Origin of the sequence: Pokkaliibacter plantistimulans (assembly GCF_003194385.1) — a bacterium.
GTDB lineage: Bacteria > Pseudomonadota > Gammaproteobacteria > Pseudomonadales > Balneatricaceae > Pokkaliibacter > Pokkaliibacter plantistimulans.
The window spans coordinates 17,181-33,508 of sequence record NZ_LAPT01000076.1 but is presented as its reverse complement, the minus strand read 5'-3'; the positions used below and the strand labels follow the sequence as shown (position 1 = coordinate 33,508).

Here is a 16,328-nt window from a genome sequence, read left to right as displayed (position 1 = left end):
GTTAGTAAAGTGGTGACAGTGTCACCACTTAACCAAATTAGGGTCAGCTGAGGCAATGCCCCTCCCCCTCCATATCCCTACTCTCAGCCTGTCTCTGAGGGTTTCCTGCTGAGTTGCTGGTCGTTGTTGAACACACTGCGTAGCGGCAGCCGGACGTAGATCCGGCGCCGCTTTTCTCGCTTGTTCTTGCTCATGTTTCGTTTCTATTTTCGCTTCGCTATCCAATCAGGAGTGTGTTCATGTCTGATTCTGCTATTTCCGTAACCGCCCCCCAGCTGGGGGCGCTGCGCTCGACCATCACTATCCAGCTGCATACTTTCCACGCTTGTCGGCTGTGGGAAGGCGTCAACATCAACGACGACAACCATGCCGATGAGTCCAATGGGCGTCCGTTCAATCGCCCCGGAATGCGCGTGTTCATGTCCAATATGCACCAGACCACGGTGGCATCTGGGATGTGGGATCCCTATGCCGACAAGCACATGCTGGACATCGAGCAGGCCATCGCCAAAGCCCGTCAGACCCTGCTGGAGCAGAAACAAACCATCAGCGCAGTGTTAAGCCAGGTACCGTCATCGATCTCCATGACGGACAACCTGTCGGTCAGTCCACGGCAGTTCCCGGTGATCAGCGCCACGCCACTGGCGTTCCAGGGCAGCTATCTGGTGTCGGATTTTGACGAGTTGATCCGGTCGATACTGCTGGCCAGCCATGTGGGGCTGATCGGTAATGTGGATAAGAAGCTCTTAATCAGAGATGCAGCCCGGGTGGTCCGCAGTGTGTTTGATAAGTCTCGCCGCTATCGCTATACCGGCCTGACCCGTGCCGACTATGTGCTTGGTGGCGCCAAGGTGCTGGCCGCCATCGAGCGCAACGGGGAGTTGCCGGCAGGTATTCTGGATGGAACCCTGCGCTCACAGTTCTCCCCTCCTCTGCCCAAGGCCCAGCTGGATGCCATGAATGAGGCGCTGGCCACGCGGGCAGGTCTGGCTGCTGGACACCCCCCGATCAACACAGTGACTGACGCAGTATCTGCTACCGAAGCGCTGGACGAGGCAGGAGAGGAAGTGACTGGGGCAGTGATCAATGGTGCTACGAAGATGACTGGGGCAGGGGTATCTGACATCGAGGTCGAGGCGTGATTCGCGTCTATACCCCCGCAAACGAAGCCTCCCCAGAGCTGCTGTCGCAGGCCGCAAACGTTCCCTCCCTAAAAGGCCTTTTTCCTTTTAAGGGTAAGGGGAGAATCGCGTTATTGGGTGTGCAGGCCGAGGAGTCCCGCGAGGGGCTCCTGGTCCTGGGTCGGCATATCGTCCGGCAGTCAGAGGAGCTGAACTATGTCTGGCAGCTCGGCGCGATTCTGCGGCTGCAGCGAGCAGGGTCCGGGGCCAGTTTTCTGCGCTGGCGTTTGCCGGATCATCAGGCCGGTGTGTCCGGTGTGCCATTGTGGGAATCGGTCATGCAGAAGCAGATTGATGTGAGCGTCAGGCAATCACTGCTGGCCATGGAGCAGGATCGGGTGGCGTTCAATCTGCAGATGAGTATCTGCAGTACGCTGATCCGGCAGTCAGCGGATGGGCTGACGAAGATGGAGTCGGCAGAAAAAGTGTGGAGTGAGGAGCGGGTATGAGTGCTGATAACAAGTCAGGCGGGAGTATGTTGGATGAGCTGGATCAGTATTTCCACGCGCTAGCTGTGTTGATTCTGGGTGTGATGATTATTGTTGCCCTCTTCTTGGGTGTTAAAAATGGTTGGTACAGCTGGGTAGATGCAGGGCGTGTTCAGCTACACGAGGCGTCCCAGCAATTGGATAAACAACTCAGTGATGCAAAGGATGCAGGTGTAGTGCGCATTGAGTCTGAGGCTGGCTCGGTTATTGATCCCTACGAAACGACAGCCACGGTGACGCTGAGGGAGGGGGAGAGGGTAATTACCTTTGAGGCATTTGGGCTCTATCAGACCGAATTTCCGGGTGAGAGCATCACCCGTAGTGGCCAGAGTAGCGCGTTTGTCGCACGCTGCATTGCTCAGCATCTGGTCATTGATCTTCAGGAAAAGACGCCTGCCGTCACCGTCACAAAAAATTGTGGCCATTATGACAACCGGGACACCGTACCGCCTGCAACGATGTTGTCGATAGCGAAGGTCGCGGTGGGGGTGGTGCTGAACAAGAGTATGGAGGCGGTACGGTGAGACCTGTCTTCACACCCAAGTCAGCCAGTAGCTGAGGCGGCGCCCGGCCCCTGCGGGGCTAGCATGTCTGTGGGTGTCCTGCCGGATACCCCGTGGGGTGGCTGGGCACCGCTGGCCCCTGCGGGGCTGGCATCACGTCGGGCCACTGCGTGGCCGGTGGTGCGATCCGTTCCGTGTTTTTCTCCTGCCCTTCTGTTGCTGCCTGCCGTTTTCGGTACGTTGGTTTTGTACGTTGCCTGGTGGCATTCCTTCCTTCGCCCGTGAGGGTTCCCTGCGGTATTTGTCGCTGTCTTTTCTGATCCTGTGCCTCGTTGATATGTGATGTGCACAGGGGATGAGGTGGGAATGCAGCTGATTTTGTGTGAGAAGCCCAGTCAGGCAAAAGAGATCGCGTCCTTGGTAGGCGCAAGCAAGCGCGGTGAGGGGTGCTTGCTGGGGAATGGCGTCATAGTGACCTGGTGCATCGGTCATCTGTTACGGATGGCGGAACCCGACGAGTTGAACCCGGACTGGGCGGAGTGGCGGCTGGAGCAGCTGCCTATGATTCCCAGCGAGTGGACCATGCGGGTGGACCGTGACAAAGCTAAACAATTCAAAGCGATTAAGTCTCTGTTATCTCAAGCCACGTCAGTGGTCATTGCGACCGATGCGGGGCGTGAGGGGGAGATGATCGCCCGTGAGATCCTGGAGCACTGCAACTGGCGCAAAGGCCCCGTGCATCGGTTGTGGACCTCTTCTCAGGATGAGGCCACTTTGCGCAAAGCGCTGGCATCACTGTTGCCCGGTGCCTCCAAGGAGCCCCTGTACTGGTCGGCGCTGGCCCGATCCCGTGCCGACTACATTGTCGGTATGAACATGACCCGCCTGTATTCGCTGCTGGCCAAGCAGCAGGGTTATCAGGGGGTGCTATCCGTCGGGCGAGTGCAGACGCCTACGCTGGCACTGGTGGTCGCGCGGGATCGGGAGATCGCCCGTTTTGTATCCAAGCCGTTTTTTGATGTGGTGATCACGTCTGCAGGCGGCCATGGCCGCACCTTTGCCGCGCAGTGGTTACCCGTGGCCCAGGTGGCAGATGAGGAGGGGCGTTGTATTAACGGCCCGATTGCGCAGCAACTGGCTGCCCGACTCCGGGGGCAGGCGGCACAGGTCGCTTCTGTGGAGGTGAAGCGAGTGCGTGAGCAGCCTCCCCTGCCCTTTAGTCTGAGCGCCTTACAGCAGGTCTGTGACCGCAAGTTTGGTTTTGGGGTGCAACAGACACTGGATATCGCTCAGTCGCTGTATGAGAAACATAAAGCCACCACCTATCCCCGTTCGGATTGCAGGTATCTGCCGGTGGCGATGCTGGATGAGGTGAAACCCGTCCTGCAGGCGCTGGCTCAGTCCGATCCGTCCCTGGGGCCGCTGGTGATGCAGCTGGACAGTCGGCTGCGGTCATCAGTCTGGAACGATGAAAAAGTGAATGCGTCAGACCACCACGCCATTATTCCGACGATGGGGGTGATTGATCTGTCGGCGATGACCGAGGACGAGCGTCGGGTGTATGAGCTGATCCGTTTGCATTATCTGATGCAGTTTATGCCCGCTCACGAGTATGACCGAACGGAGGTGATGTTGGTCGCACTGGGGCAGCAGTTTAAGGCCGTAGGCAAAGTGGTCGCCGTTGCCGGATGGCGGGCGCTGATGGTCAAATCTTCTGCATCGGCTTCGTTGTCTGCTGACGGGGCGGAGTCTGATGAGGCTGAGAATAGCGATGCCGGCGGGCAGGAGTTGCCCCCGTTGGAGCAAGGACACGTTTGCCCGGTCACCGATGCCCAAGTCGTGGAGAAGAAGACCACGCCGCCCAAATTTTTTACTCAGGGGACGCTGATCGCGGCGATGAAGGGCATTGCGCGCTATGTCGCTGATCCGCGTCTAAAGGCCAAACTGAGCGAGACGTCTGGCATCGGTACCGAAGCTACCCGGGCGGCCATTATCGAGGGGCTGATCAAACGGGGGTTTCTGCTGAGCAGTAAGCGATCCGTGCGGTCTACCGATGCCGCTCAGTCACTGATTGATGCCCTTCCCCAGCCGCTCACCGACCCCGGTACCACCGCACTGTGGGAGCAGGCGTTGTCGGCCATTGAGCAAGGCCAACTGACACTGGATCAGTTTGTCGCCACTCAGGCGCAATGGATCACTCATCTTGTTCATGAAGCCAAACAGGCCGGGCGCGGGGCATTACAGATTGCCGCTACCCCAACACAAGCCTGTCCGCTATGTTCCGCGCCCATGCGCAAGCGCAGTGGCGCCAATGGCCCGTTCTGGGGCTGCACTCGTTATCCTGAGTGCAAAGGGGTAATGGATGGGGGAGGCAAGAAGAAACGGACACGCAAGAAGGCGGAGGGCGCGACCTGACGATGCAAAGATGTCGGTTGTGTTGGCACCTTTCATGGGTTGCACTGCTGACGTTTGCTGGTAATAATGGCCCGGCAAAACGTTGACCGCTGACGTCCAATAGCGGCTCCCAAAGACGCAGCCTGAGTGAGAGTGCGTCGCCCGATGTGGGTTCCAGGCCAGATCAACAAACAGGGGAACGAGGTTCCCGTACCGACGACGGTCACTGCTTTCCTCTGTTTGTTTCCTCTCGCGATTCTGCTCTTCTGTCTTCTGACGGGCAGGCATACCACCCAAGTTTTCTGTTGTAATTGAACAGTGAGCTTCGGGGTGTGCCTCTGGCCCCATGTTGTTCAACGCTGTGCCTGCCAGCCAATGCAGGAGCCGTTTGTGTGGGGATCCACGCCATTGATGAGGCCGCGGGCTACGATACCGGCCAGCAATCCTTGCGATTGCAGTAGCCATCCTTTTCCTGTCGCTTTGTTATCCGAGGTAGAGTCCGTCCTGTTGTGATGGATGTGTTCCGCTGTCCTGTTTTTCTACTGCTGTTATCTGTGAATGATTCGTTGTATCTATCCCTTCCCATGATGTGAGCTGCGGCGCTGCTGCAGCTCACCCTACCCTGCTGTATCCCGTCCCAACGCTTCGTTGTGGCGCTGTGTGTCGCTATGACGTTGCCCTACCTTGTTTCCCTATATTTTGATTTTTTGAATTTTTTGTTTTTTGCCTTTTTTGATGTGTTGTTGATGGGGGAAGCCCTGTCTGCGGGTCAATCCTCATGCGTGCGCTGAGGGTTGGCTGAGGTTCGTTGACTTGACTTCCCTCGGTGCGGCGGAAAAAATGGCCGCACGTTATCAGTCTGTTGACTGAAACCAGGTCGCTTCACCTAAGGCGACGACTAACCTGCGGGTTAGTGGTGATTTGCGTGGACAGTATCTCGGCTCATGGCTACGGCACGCACTGGCATTGCCAGCTGATACCACTTTCTCTGATTACGTTGTTCTGCTCTTTGTTTGGTCCGGCCCCTTGATGGTGTGTCCGGGCACACTGTTCCGCGTTTCCGTCCGTCAGGCATGCCGTCCTGAGGGCGCTACCCTGTCGGCTTTCTGATTGGATTGACTCGACAGGTGACCTTGTATGTCTACTCAACATCGTTCTCACGCTGATGCGTCTGAACAGGCGTTTACCTTTGCTGACTGCCCCGATCTGCATCTTGCAGACGTCGCAGACTGGCTCAAAAGCTACAGTGCAGCCTGTCCGTATGACATGGATGCCGTCGCTGAAACCGTTGCCCGGCACCAACAGCGTCGCTGGGAAAGCTCCTGCTCCATGGTCGATTTATCTGTCCTGCGTCGCTCTGCGCACACGGGGCTGATGATCGCTGCTCGTTTTGCCCGACGGTTAGCTGATCGCATTCAGTGATCTGACTGATCTTCCGTATTCGTTATTTCGACATTTTGTTATCACCCTGCTGGGAGTCTTTATTCCCTTCAGGGAGTCATGGCTTTCACGGGGTTCACTTTCGTTCCGAACCTTTTGGAGGCTCTACCATGACTACTCAAAATGCTACTCAGTTTTTCGATTTACACACTTCTGGCATTGGCTATATCAACCGCGTTCGCCTGGTTGAGCCAAAAAAAGGAGAGCCCTTCTGGGCCTGTTCTATCGCCGCCTTGCGGGGTGATACGAACAATGTGGAATACACCTATTTCGATGTCCGCGTGTCGGGCACTGAAGCAGCGCGTTTGATCGCTCGGTGTCAACAAGCGGTGGACGCTGGCAGCAAGATGCTGATCAGTTTCAAGATCGGTGACATCTACCCTGACGTATTCACCTATTCATCCGGAGATCGTAAGGGTGAAACAGGTGTCAGTCTTAAAGGCCGCCTTTTGTTGATCCGTTGGATCAAGAAAGATGGCGAAATGATTTACCAGATGCCTAAAGCGGACGACGCGAACGGTGCTCCTGCTGATGCAGCAGGCTCACCCGGCGCTAACGCGGCATAACTGCACATTCTTTTCTGCTTCACAGCCATTGACCCAGTGCTGATCTCTGATCGGTACTGGGTCTTTTTTTGTCTGAACAACTGCTACCAGGGGAATACTCGTTCCCTTGGGGCGGTATTCCCCCATGCTGGAGGAATACCGTGGTAACCACTCAACCAGAACGTACTGATCTGACCCGAGAAGACCGTCTGTTTTTGTCGCAACTCCAGCGTGGGTTGCGTGCAGAGATGGGCACGTTCTTCGACAGTCAGTTTGGTCGCTGTACGACCCCACTGATGGGCGCCTATATCGCATTGCAGGGTAAAAAAATTCTGCAGTACGACAAACGGCGCCCGTGGACATGCAAAGCCACGCCTCACTCCGTGCCCTACCAGACACCGCAGTACATGGAGATGGAGGCATTGCAGTCCTGGGGGATCGCCCTGAAACATACGATCTGGCTGGATAACCTCTGTGATGAGGGCGTCTATTTTGGCCAGTTTATTCCAGAGCAGATCCTGATTATGAGCCGAACCGGCGAGGTGCTTCAGCGCCACGATGGTCAGTGGTTCAGTGATTTTCTGCCTGTGGCGGATATTCCGCTGCACGAGGCCATGGCCAAAGGGCTGGATATCCAGAGACTGAACGAGCGCAGAGAGGGTAACTACAGCACAGCCAACCGGCTGTTAGTGGAAGCCCAGCGACTTCGTGAAGCCGTGTCGATGTCCCGATTAAACTGGCAGTTGCACGAGCTGAAGCAAATCCATGCGGTAACCCGCTGGATGCAGACCGCTCGGTAACGCATTTTTCTTTCGCTTTTTCATTACACCGCCACTGGGGGAAACGTTTTCCCTCATGGGGTGAGTGTTTCTCCTGGTCATCCTTGAACCCTGGAGATCCACGATGAACACGATGAAAGCCTTATCCACTGCCGCTGTCCGTATCCGTTCCACTTCCGCCCTGACCGATGACGACAAACGCTGGCTGGCCCAGCAACGCCGTGCACTTGAACTGGGTACCGATGTGTATCTGTTCAAGCGTCTTGGAGTGCTTCGGCACTGCCGTGCGGTGGTCTTGTTAGACGACGGATCTTTTCGTTATGTGCCCCTGCCTGCCCAGGTGTTAACGGCACAGGCCATGAGCCTGGCCATGGCGGCGGTTCGGGAATCAGCGTTCCGTGAGGTGCGTATCGAGCCCGTTCGCAATCCCTGGACCGGCTACGACATCAGTGGTTTCGGCTGCTACTTGTCCTTCGATGGCGAAAGCTGGAGTTCTTCGCTTCGCTGGATCCGTGAATATGAACGGATTCGGGAGGAACTGGAGAGCACGGTGCTGCACCCGTACTACACCAAGCGTGAGGTCTGGAGTGATCACCATTGGCGAGCTCAGATAGTAGAACCCCATCATGGGTTTGATCTGTCTGACATCGATGATGACGTGAACTGAGCCCCTATACCTCACTTTAACCACTTCACTTACCACCCACGGGGGAAACGCTTCCCTCTGGGGGTGTTTCTCCTGGTCATTAACGTGAACCCTGGAGATCCACGATGTCTGCAACCCCTTTTCATATCCGTTTAGCCGATCTTGATCAGCACGTGAACGAGGCTGTTCTGCATGCCGTCCGTATATCGGGGGCTGCGGAACTTGTTTATGAGCGCCATCTGCAGGCCGCCTATAAGGGGCTGTTGCAGAACGCGGATCCGGCTGAATACGAGGCCATCCAGGCTGTGCTTGAAAACGAGCACGGCATGGGGGCGGAAATGCCTGTGGTCACTGACCCGAGGCTCTGCCCTGATACCGGCATCGACAAAGACTATTGCTCCTGTGGCTGTTATAGCCTCGATGACACTGATGTTGTCGATGACGCTGATGACCTCATTGACGTCGACGAGCAGCATGTTATCGCTCAGGCGCTGGACAGAATGCAGCAGCATTTAGCGTCCGCGCAGTCCTATCTGGACGAAGGCGATTCTCAACAGGCCCAGTGCTTCGCATACGCCGCTGGTGAAGATGCCTGGGAAGCCATGCAGGCGTTCCCCAGCGCGTTAAACCTACCTGCGGTGCTGGCTGCGGCGTTTGAACGTAGCTGGCACGAGTGTGAGCGCCAATACCTCAAAACCTCGTGTTAACCATTTCACTACCACCCCTGAGGCACCTATTCCCTTCGGGGACAGGTGCTTCCCGTTATCCATTGGAACCTTCGGGAGCATGCTATGACATCAACTACCTTTTCCGCGCACGTGGTTAACACCGTCACGCGGATGTCTGAGGTGATCGTGCCTGGTTGCCTGATCATCATTGACAGCACTATTACGCTGGATGTGGCCTGCCCACCGTACTGCACGGCGCCGATACGTCTGACGTCGCAGGCGACGCTTGATCTCAACGCCTCGCTCAGTGTGGCTGAGGCGATGAGGGACGCGGAAGGGCATTTCCGCTACCTGCGCCATCTGGCACAGGTCAGTGTGGAACAGGCTGGTCCGCATGCCCCTGTTCTTCTTCCTGTCAGCATGACCATTCGTAGTCAGGAGGCCGATTTCAGGGGCGTGAACTTTCAACGCTACCAGGACGGCCAGTGGGAAGAGGACTATGCCCTGATTCCCCCTGAACAATGGCGTATGACGCAGGAGAAGATCGACGTCTTTGGTCGCACCTGCAGTGAGCTGATCAGACACGGAGACGTGCTTGAAGCAGCGGACTGGCAGGGGCGGGAAGCCGTACTGGCTGACCGGCTCAGGCTCTCCCGCCTTGTGGCGGGTGAACCTGCCTGATCTGTTTCACGCTTTTTTCACTTTGAACCTTCGGGAGAACGTTATGAACTCAACTATCGCCAGGGTGAACGCGGCACAAGCAGTGACGTGTCTGTGGGATGTGATCGTGCCCGATGGCCTGATCGTCATTCACAGTGACATCGCTTTTGAGCTGGGCTGTGCACCTTATTACTCCGGTCCCCTGCGTACCCGTACCACGACCCGTCTGCCGCTTCAGGTATCGGTCAGGGTGGCGGAAGCAATGCAGGTCGCGGAGGGGCATTTCCGGGAAATGGCACGCCTGGCTCAGGTCAGAGCGGAGCAGCATGGCCCGCATGCCCCTGTTCTTCTTCCTCAGTCCATGGAGATTGTCAGTATGGATCCTGTGTGTGAAGGCGCGGTACTTCAGCGCTACACCCAGGGGAGCTGGCAGGACAATGTGGTACTGATTCCACGTGAGCAGTGGCTGGCTACGCAGGCACAGATGGATCAGATCAGCGATACCTGGGTATCACTGATCCATCAGGAGCAGTATGCCGAGGCGTCGGCCTGGCAGGAGAAAGAGCATCGGCTGCGTGAGCAGCTGAGCTTGTCCTGTGTACTGGCCGGTGAGCCTGCGATTCAACAATGGGGACGTTTGCCGGGTTCACCTGAACCTGCCTGACGTCTGACTACACGCTGACGTTTCACATTAACCACCCTTGGGGAAACACTCCCCCAGGGGGTGTTTCTCCGTCTACTGTTTTGGAGAACACCATGATGAATTCACCTACTCGTTCTGCTTCGTTCACCGCTGTCACGCTGTTTCAGGCAACACCTCGTGCTCCACAGGAGATCGAGGCGCTGAAACTGCGCTGGCGTCAGGGTGGCCGGTTGTGGAATATCGAAAACTCAGACGGCTTTGAGGCTCACTTTGTGGAGCTGCTGGCCTATCGGCTTGAGTGTGAAGCGAACTCTTACGTAAAACGGAAAGAGCAAGCGGATCAGCATGAGCTGACCTTGCTGGCTGATCGTTTGGGGTGTCCTGACAACCTGGCTCTGGCCCGGTATGTGCTGAACCTGGAACGTGCTCTGTTGCGCTTTGAGGAGCCCGGGCTGCGCTTGCAGTCGGTGCGCTGATCAGCGTTCTCTCTCGTTACTGCTTTTTCTTTCACTGCCCATGGGGATCTGTCCCTATGGGCAGATTCCTTGCCGGCGCTACCGGGGTGTTCACCCCAGAGGTCCGTCATGGATACCACTGTTCTAGCGCTGTTTCAGTTCGCCGCCATGCTAATGCAGCGGCGTGCTGCGCAGTTTCCTCTCTCAAAATTCACGCACTCGGCGATGTTTTGGCCCGAATGTCCCTGGGCTGAGCCCGGGGAGTGTGCCGTCGACTGGCGATTGTTCGGTGGGCTGTCGCCCACGGAAGTCGCGGCGCTGTCTTCTGAGGATAGGCAGTGTGTGATGACCCTTTCTCTGTCGCCGGTCTGGCAGCAGTGTGTCACTACGCTGTTTGCAGAGATGGATGTCTGGCTGTCATCGGAGGTGGCAGCGGCATGAGTTTCTCTCTCAGTGCGGAAGAACGCGCGATTATCGATCGTGCGAAAGCCATTCTGATGGGGTCTCTACGAGAGCCAGGCGCTTCGATTCATACGGCGGACGCCGCACGCGATTATCTGTGGCTGCAGCTGGCCGCCCGTGAGCGTGAGGTGTTTGCAGTGTTGTTTCTTGATACCCGACACAGGGTTATCAGTTACGACGAGCTATTTTTCGGCAGCATAGATGCAGCACCGGTGCATCCACGTGAAGTGGTCAAGCTGACACTGCAACGTAATGCCGCTGCGGTCATCTTTGCTCACAATCATCCAAGCGGAGACCCCGCACCCAGTAATGCCGATATCGCCATCACCCGACGCCTCAAGGAGGCTCTGGCGCTGGTGGATATACGTGTACTTGATCATATCGTCGTAGGCCGAGAAGCCGTCTCGTCGATGGCTGAACTCAAACTGTTTTAACTCAACTACTCAACTCAACATAACCTTTGGAGGCCACCATGGCTGAACTGACTCAACCCATGACCCAGTCTCACTTCCTGCAGCTGCAGGACGAACTGGACCAACAACTACTTGCGTGTGCTATGGGCCAGGAGACAGACGATACGGATCTGCGTATCGCCGAACTCCATAGTCTACTAGATGACGCGCCCTGGGCTATGGTGCCCGGGGAGGGGTGTGTTCTAAAAACCGAGTGGGATGCCCTGTTTGCTGCATCAGCGTCAGCGGCAAACTGATCCTTTCTCTTTGGTCGTGATAAACGACGTGATGTGCGGCTCCTTCGGGGGCCGTTTTTGTTTCTGCTGGGTCTGGGGTAGGCATCATGACGTGTTTTGTAACCCCGAAACTTTGTAACTCGGCGGCATTTGTCTATATCATTTATATTGACATACCACTTAAATGAGCCACCAGCACACAGCACCACCGCACGTTGCGCTATGCATTCGGGACGGGAGAGACGGCTACGGAGAACGATGATGATACCGACTGACTACCATGACGATCCTAAACTCACTCTGCTGACAGAACAGCTGTATGAACTGCAGGTGCCTGCCAGTGTGTGCCTGTATGTGTTGTTGCGGAAGCGCGGTATCAAACTGGGCTTTTTGGCTGATTTTGTCGGTATGCCTTACCCAACACTGCTAGACAAGTTAGAAGTCCCCGGTCATCGCCGCCCCGAGGTGTACACCCGCATGCAGCTGGATGTCCGTACTGCCTTGGGGGTCGATATGATCGGCATCTATCAGGAGGCAGTGTTTGGTGGTGCAGGCTATGACTATGATTACCCTGCTGTTGTTGCAGCGCTGTACGAGGCCAATGTCGAGGGTGCGGTCGTCATCTACGTGCTGTTCAAATTGTATGGCCAGCAGAAGGCCTTGCAGAGTAAAGATGACCTGGCTCAGTCGATTCTTGAAAAACACAGCGCCATGAGAACTGGGCGCTTGATGGATACCTTGAATGCACGTTTAGGGACTCACGATGGAGTGACTCAGGACGTTGTGGCTGTTTTTGGGGTGGATGTCGCCGCCCTGTATGGCAAGAAGAAAACTCTCTGGCCCAAGCGGGACACGTCCGAGTGTGCTATTGATCCTGAGAAGCTTGTGGCAGAGTTACCCGGCAGCTATTACTCGGCCAAGTCGATGGAAGAGCTGGATGCCAAACGCCTGGATGAGTACCGCCAGATGATCTCCGGGGGCCGCAATGCACTGGAGGTGGCGCGTGAGATGCTGTCTCACAACATCATGCTGCGGGACGTGGCTGAAATAGTCGGGAAGACGCAGGACAATCTGTGTCATCGCATACCTAAAGCGGAGCGTGATGCTCTGCGTCGTCAGGGCATTGAACGCACGGCCACGACGTCCAGTTGATCCTGTTTTGATGTTGTTGTTTTTGATGACCGAATGGGGCTCCGCGTGAGCCTCATTTTGTTGTGGGGGCAATAAACCCTCGCTTGCTCCGTTAGGGTTGTTTACTGACGCGCTCAGTCACCTGCGGCACTGTGCCTCGCACAACGTTGTCGCGAGGTTCCTATGAGCAGTCCGTTCTATCCCATCCGTTATCGCCAGTGGCGTACTCCCCTGTTTGCCGGTCTGGCTGTTGCGCTGGCCTGCGGTGTGCTGGCCGGGTGTGCCCAGCAGCAACCTAAACCGGCCCCTGAACCTGTATCGTCGGTCAGCCCCTACCTGATTGCGCCTGATGTCTATGCAGGCGATCTGCCGGGTGTCGAAGCGGGGGCATCCCCTGCGACTGTTACCTATGGCCGTTATACCGAGGTAGCAGTGGGTCCAACCGTGGCCCAGCGCGATCTGATGGCACAGATCATCGATATCCAGATTCCTACCTCCATGTCGCCCAGTGTGGGTGATGCCGTGCGCTATGTCCTGGCCAAGTCGGGCTACAGCCTGGCGGCCCCTTCCTCCGTGACCGACCCGCTCTATACCGCACAGTTGCCGGCACCGCTTTACCGCATTGGGCCGATGACGCTCCGGGATGCGCTGCAAATCTTGGGAGGTCCTGCCTGGCAGGTACAAGTGGATGAACTGCACCGCCTGGTGCAGTACGTGCCTCGCCCGGGTTATGCCGCACCGGCAGAGGTGGTGGATGTCAGCACGTCAGAGCTGGTGACTGTGAAGGTGCCACAGGATGTCATGGAGGACTCTAACGCTGAGCCGACTCTCACTCATCCTCCACGTCGTCAGTCCGGTGATCGGTAAAGGGGGCAGAAATGACTCAGGATATGGAAAAGCAGCGCTCCGCACTGGATGTGCTTGATGACAACCAGCCCATTATTCAGCAGGCACCTCATCAGTCGTCGATTGGGGCGGGGGAATCACAACATGGGCAGCGTGGTGGACGTGTTGTATCGCGTTCAGGTAATGGCCTGGCCGTGCTGGCTCTGTTCTCGGGTGTACTAGCGTTAGGGGTGTCGGGTTTTGGGATCTATCAGAACCTGCAGCTGGGTTCGAGCGACCGGCAGCAGTCAGCGGTAATCAATGCTCAGGCCCAGGCGGTGGAAATGGAGTTGAATGAGCTGCGCAGCTATACCACGGGCCTGGAACAGAAATTGACGGCATTGTCGTCCACCTCAAATGGTCTTGTCGGGCTGGCGAGTCGAGTTGATGAACTGGAGCGCAGCCAGGGAGCCAGCGGTGCAATGACCGATGAGTTGCACAAAGTAGTGGCTGGTATCGCTGATCGACTGGGTGTTACGGAATCATCACTCACCGTGATGTCGGCCCGTCTCGATGCGCAGTCAGCTCAGGTGGAGGCCAATGCCGCTGCAGCTGTTCAGGCACGGCAGGTGGCGTCGACCACGGTAAAAAAGCCAGCGCCCCGCGCGGTAAGTAAGCCACGGGTGTTAGTACCTCCATTTATGGTACTGGGGGTCGAAGTCAGGGGCGGTGAGTCCTTTTTGTCGGTCGCGCCCTCTGCAACAGCATCGCTATCGCAGGTCGTGTTGCTGAAAGTGGGGAGCGTTTATTCCGGCTGGAGACTGCAGTCCATGGGCGATGGACGCGCGGTGTTCCAGGTCGGTGGCCGGTCGCAGGAGGTGGCGTTATGAGGTCGCTAACGTGGCTCGTTCTGGGGGTATCGCTGTCGGTGGCAGGATCGTGTCTGGCAGGCTCAGTGGGCACCTCTCAGTCTCAGGCGACCCAGTCGCAGGCTACTCAGTCTCAGGGGGTGCAATCACAGGCCGTCGACTCGACTGCCACCGCCGCGGAGTGGGGGCTGAGCGCCGATGAGTGGAGCCAGTATCAGCAGGCCATGGCCGGTCAGCGAGGAATATGGTCACCGGGGCTGGACCCGGTTACCACCCTTGGGGTCACCGCTAAGACAGACGCAGAGCGCCGGCATTACGCCGAGCTGTTTGTCAAAGCAGAAGCCGCTCGGGTGGAGCGGGAGTTGGCATTCCAGAAAGCGGTTGATGCGGCCTGGGCACGGCTACTCCCCACCACGCAGCCCATCATGGGGCTAGCCAGGTCGTCACCCACAACTTCTGCGTCTCCCTTCGGGGCTGGTCAGCCTGCTGTGCCCTCTGTGGATGTCATGAGTGCGGGACGGGTCGCACTCTTTGTGCGAGATAACTGCGTGCTCTGTGATCGTGAGCTGAAAAAACTACTGAGCCAGAACCGTCCGATCGACATCTATCTGGTCGGCAGTGAGGGTAACGACCGAACCATTCAGTTGTGGGCGCTGGCCCGGGGTATCAGCCCTGCCGCCGTCACGTCAAAACACATCACCCTCAACCATGATAACGGCACCTGGGCCGCCATGGCCGGGGCGGCTCATGCCGGGGACTTGCCCGGGATGATGCAGCAGATAGCCGGTGAATGGCGCATTGTGCGTGAGCCGCAATGAGCCGGCGTTGTCTGTTGCTCTCTGCACTGCTGTCAGGGTGGTTAGGCACGTCGGCGGCGGCCACAACCCGCTTTGTGCCACCGCCGTCGTTTCAGGTGGTGGCACAGGAGGCGGCAGTGCCGGATGTGCTGCTCTATGCCCTGACGCAGGCCGAAAGCAATGCTGGTTTGGTGGATGGCCGTTTCAGTCCATGGCCGTGGACGCTGAACGTCGCCGGTAAGGGCTTTCGTTATCACTCCCGCGCCGAGGCCTGCCGTGCCCTGCAGGAGGCGCTGACAAACTACCGGCCCGGCAATGTCGATGTGGGGCTGGCTCAGGTGAACATCGGTGTCCATGGCCATCGGTTCGCCTCCCCTTGCGCGGGGCTGGATCCGATGCTGAATCTGCGCACGGCGGCGCAGATCCTGCGTGAGCAGTTTGAGGCCAGCAAAGGCAGCCAATCGAATGCGGTAGAGGACTGGATCTGGGCTGCAGGCCGGTATCACCGGCCTGCAGGGGGTGAGCCCGCGGCGAAGTACCGGGCGACGATCAGGCGCTTTCTGCGCAAGCTCGGCGTGAGTGTTTAGCCATTGAGTAGGGATAAGGAGTGGATGATGCAGGGTAAGCAGCTTGTACCGGGTGTACTGGGGTGGATGTTGGCTTTGGCGATGAGTCAGGCCATGGCGCTGGAGGTCGTGGCGGATCACGGCGGCGTGCCGGCACAGCCGTATTACTCACCGATCAGCAATGTGTCAGACCCGGAGATCGCAGGAGAGCCCGCGCCGGTACGCCCTCCTCTGGCAGCGGCAGGTCTGCCCCGTCAGGTGAGTGTGGTCGACAGGCTGCCAGTGAGCAGTCAGTTGCAGCCTGGGCGCGTGGCTCGGCGTGCCGTGAGTCTGCCGGGGATGACGCCGCTGTTTCTGGTCGGCTACGACAACCTGAGCCTGCAGTGGCTCAGCGTCCGCGCGGCACAGTTGCAGCAACTGGGGGCCACCGGGGTGGTCGTGAATGCGCAGACGGCGGCGCAACTGGCTGAGCTGCAGCGCAGGGTGCCCGGGGTACCGCTGGTGCCGGAATCCGCCGATGACATGGCCTCACGGCTGCGCCTTTCTGGTTATCCGGTACTGATCACGGCCACGGCCATCGAGCAATAG

General features: G+C 57.5%; 20 protein-coding genes. All 20 read left to right on the top strand.

Going from position 1 to position 16,328, the window contains the following annotated elements; all coding sequences use genetic code 11:
* The first annotated feature begins 239 nt into the window (after positions 1–239).
* The 20 genes from WH50_RS15535 (at position 240) to WH50_RS15435 (ending at position 16,328) form a co-directional block, all read left to right on the top strand.
* Positions 240–1,142 (top strand): PFL_4669 family integrating conjugative element protein, encoded by a 903-nt coding sequence (locus WH50_RS15535; RefSeq protein WP_110188131.1) that lies wholly within the window; start codon positions 240–242, stop codon positions 1,140–1,142.
* The gene (locus WH50_RS15530) at positions 1,139–1,630 is read left to right on the top strand and encodes a DUF3158 family protein (RefSeq protein ID WP_110188130.1); all 492 of its coding nucleotides are present in this window, start codon (positions 1,139–1,141) and stop codon (positions 1,628–1,630) included. Before WH50_RS15535 ends, WH50_RS15530 begins: the two co-directional genes overlap by 4 nt.
* Complete coding sequence (locus tag WH50_RS15525; protein ID WP_110188129.1) at positions 1,627–2,193, top strand: hypothetical protein; 567 nt, start codon at positions 1,627–1,629, stop codon at positions 2,191–2,193. Before WH50_RS15530 ends, WH50_RS15525 begins: the two co-directional genes overlap by 4 nt.
* Before the next feature lie 345 nt (positions 2,194–2,538).
* Positions 2,539–4,587: a DNA topoisomerase III gene (locus WH50_RS15520; protein WP_110188128.1), complete on the top strand. Its 2,049-nt coding sequence runs from the start codon at positions 2,539–2,541 to the stop codon at positions 4,585–4,587.
* 1,116 nt (positions 4,588–5,703) lie between these two features.
* Positions 5,704–5,988: a hypothetical protein gene (locus tag WH50_RS15515; protein ID WP_110188127.1), complete on the top strand. Its 285-nt coding sequence runs from the start codon at positions 5,704–5,706 to the stop codon at positions 5,986–5,988.
* A gap of 128 nt (positions 5,989–6,116) precedes the next feature.
* The gene (locus tag WH50_RS15510) at positions 6,117–6,572 is read left to right on the top strand and encodes an STY4534 family ICE replication protein (protein ID WP_110188126.1); all 456 of its coding nucleotides are present in this window, start codon (positions 6,117–6,119) and stop codon (positions 6,570–6,572) included.
* Between the two features lie 140 nt (positions 6,573–6,712).
* Entirely contained in the window at positions 6,713–7,351 is a 639-nt protein-coding gene (locus tag WH50_RS15505) for a hypothetical protein (protein ID WP_110188125.1), read from the top strand.
* Between the two features lie 103 nt (positions 7,352–7,454).
* Entirely contained in the window at positions 7,455–7,997 is a 543-nt protein-coding gene (locus WH50_RS15500; protein WP_110188124.1) for a hypothetical protein, read from the top strand.
* Positions 7,998–8,101: 104 nt separating this feature from the next.
* Positions 8,102–8,683, top strand: coding sequence for a hypothetical protein (locus WH50_RS15495; protein WP_110188123.1), 582 nt, complete (start codon positions 8,102–8,104; stop codon positions 8,681–8,683).
* A gap of 84 nt (positions 8,684–8,767) precedes the next feature.
* Positions 8,768–9,325 (top strand): hypothetical protein, encoded by a 558-nt coding sequence (locus WH50_RS15490; protein WP_133251345.1) that lies wholly within the window; start codon positions 8,768–8,770, stop codon positions 9,323–9,325.
* A gap of 43 nt (positions 9,326–9,368) precedes the next feature.
* The gene (locus WH50_RS15485) at positions 9,369–9,968 is read left to right on the top strand and encodes a hypothetical protein (RefSeq protein ID WP_133251344.1); all 600 of its coding nucleotides are present in this window, start codon (positions 9,369–9,371) and stop codon (positions 9,966–9,968) included.
* Between the two features lie 92 nt (positions 9,969–10,060).
* Positions 10,061–10,423: a hypothetical protein gene (locus tag WH50_RS15480; protein ID WP_133251343.1), complete on the top strand. Its 363-nt coding sequence runs from the start codon at positions 10,061–10,063 to the stop codon at positions 10,421–10,423.
* A gap of 416 nt (positions 10,424–10,839) precedes the next feature.
* A complete protein-coding gene (gene radC / locus WH50_RS15470) occupies positions 10,840–11,298 on the top strand; it encodes a RadC family protein (protein ID WP_110188118.1) in 459 nt (152 codons plus the stop codon).
* A 38-nt stretch (positions 11,299–11,336) separates the two neighbouring features.
* Positions 11,337–11,573, top strand: coding sequence for a hypothetical protein (locus WH50_RS15465; protein ID WP_207780333.1), 237 nt, complete (start codon positions 11,337–11,339; stop codon positions 11,571–11,573).
* Between the two features lie 237 nt (positions 11,574–11,810).
* The gene (locus WH50_RS15460; RefSeq protein WP_110188117.1) at positions 11,811–12,704 is read left to right on the top strand and encodes a hypothetical protein; all 894 of its coding nucleotides are present in this window, start codon (positions 11,811–11,813) and stop codon (positions 12,702–12,704) included.
* A gap of 162 nt (positions 12,705–12,866) precedes the next feature.
* Positions 12,867–13,550, top strand: coding sequence for a PFGI-1 class ICE element type IV pilus protein PilL2 (gene pilL2, locus WH50_RS15455; RefSeq protein WP_110188116.1), 684 nt, complete (start codon positions 12,867–12,869; stop codon positions 13,548–13,550).
* An 11-nt stretch (positions 13,551–13,561) separates the two neighbouring features.
* Entirely contained in the window at positions 13,562–14,398 is an 837-nt protein-coding gene (locus WH50_RS15450) for a hypothetical protein (protein ID WP_110188115.1), read from the top strand.
* Positions 14,395–15,195, top strand: a complete 801-nt coding sequence (locus WH50_RS15445; RefSeq protein WP_110188114.1) for a TIGR03759 family integrating conjugative element protein — start codon at positions 14,395–14,397, stop codon at positions 15,193–15,195. The genes WH50_RS15450 and WH50_RS15445 overlap by 4 nt, the downstream gene beginning before the upstream one ends.
* Positions 15,192–15,761: a lysozyme family protein gene (locus tag WH50_RS15440; RefSeq protein WP_110188113.1), complete on the top strand. Its 570-nt coding sequence runs from the start codon at positions 15,192–15,194 to the stop codon at positions 15,759–15,761. Before WH50_RS15445 ends, WH50_RS15440 begins: the two co-directional genes overlap by 4 nt.
* 24 nt (positions 15,762–15,785) lie before the next feature.
* Complete coding sequence (locus WH50_RS15435) at positions 15,786–16,328, top strand: integrating conjugative element protein (RefSeq protein ID WP_110188112.1); 543 nt, start codon at positions 15,786–15,788, stop codon at positions 16,326–16,328.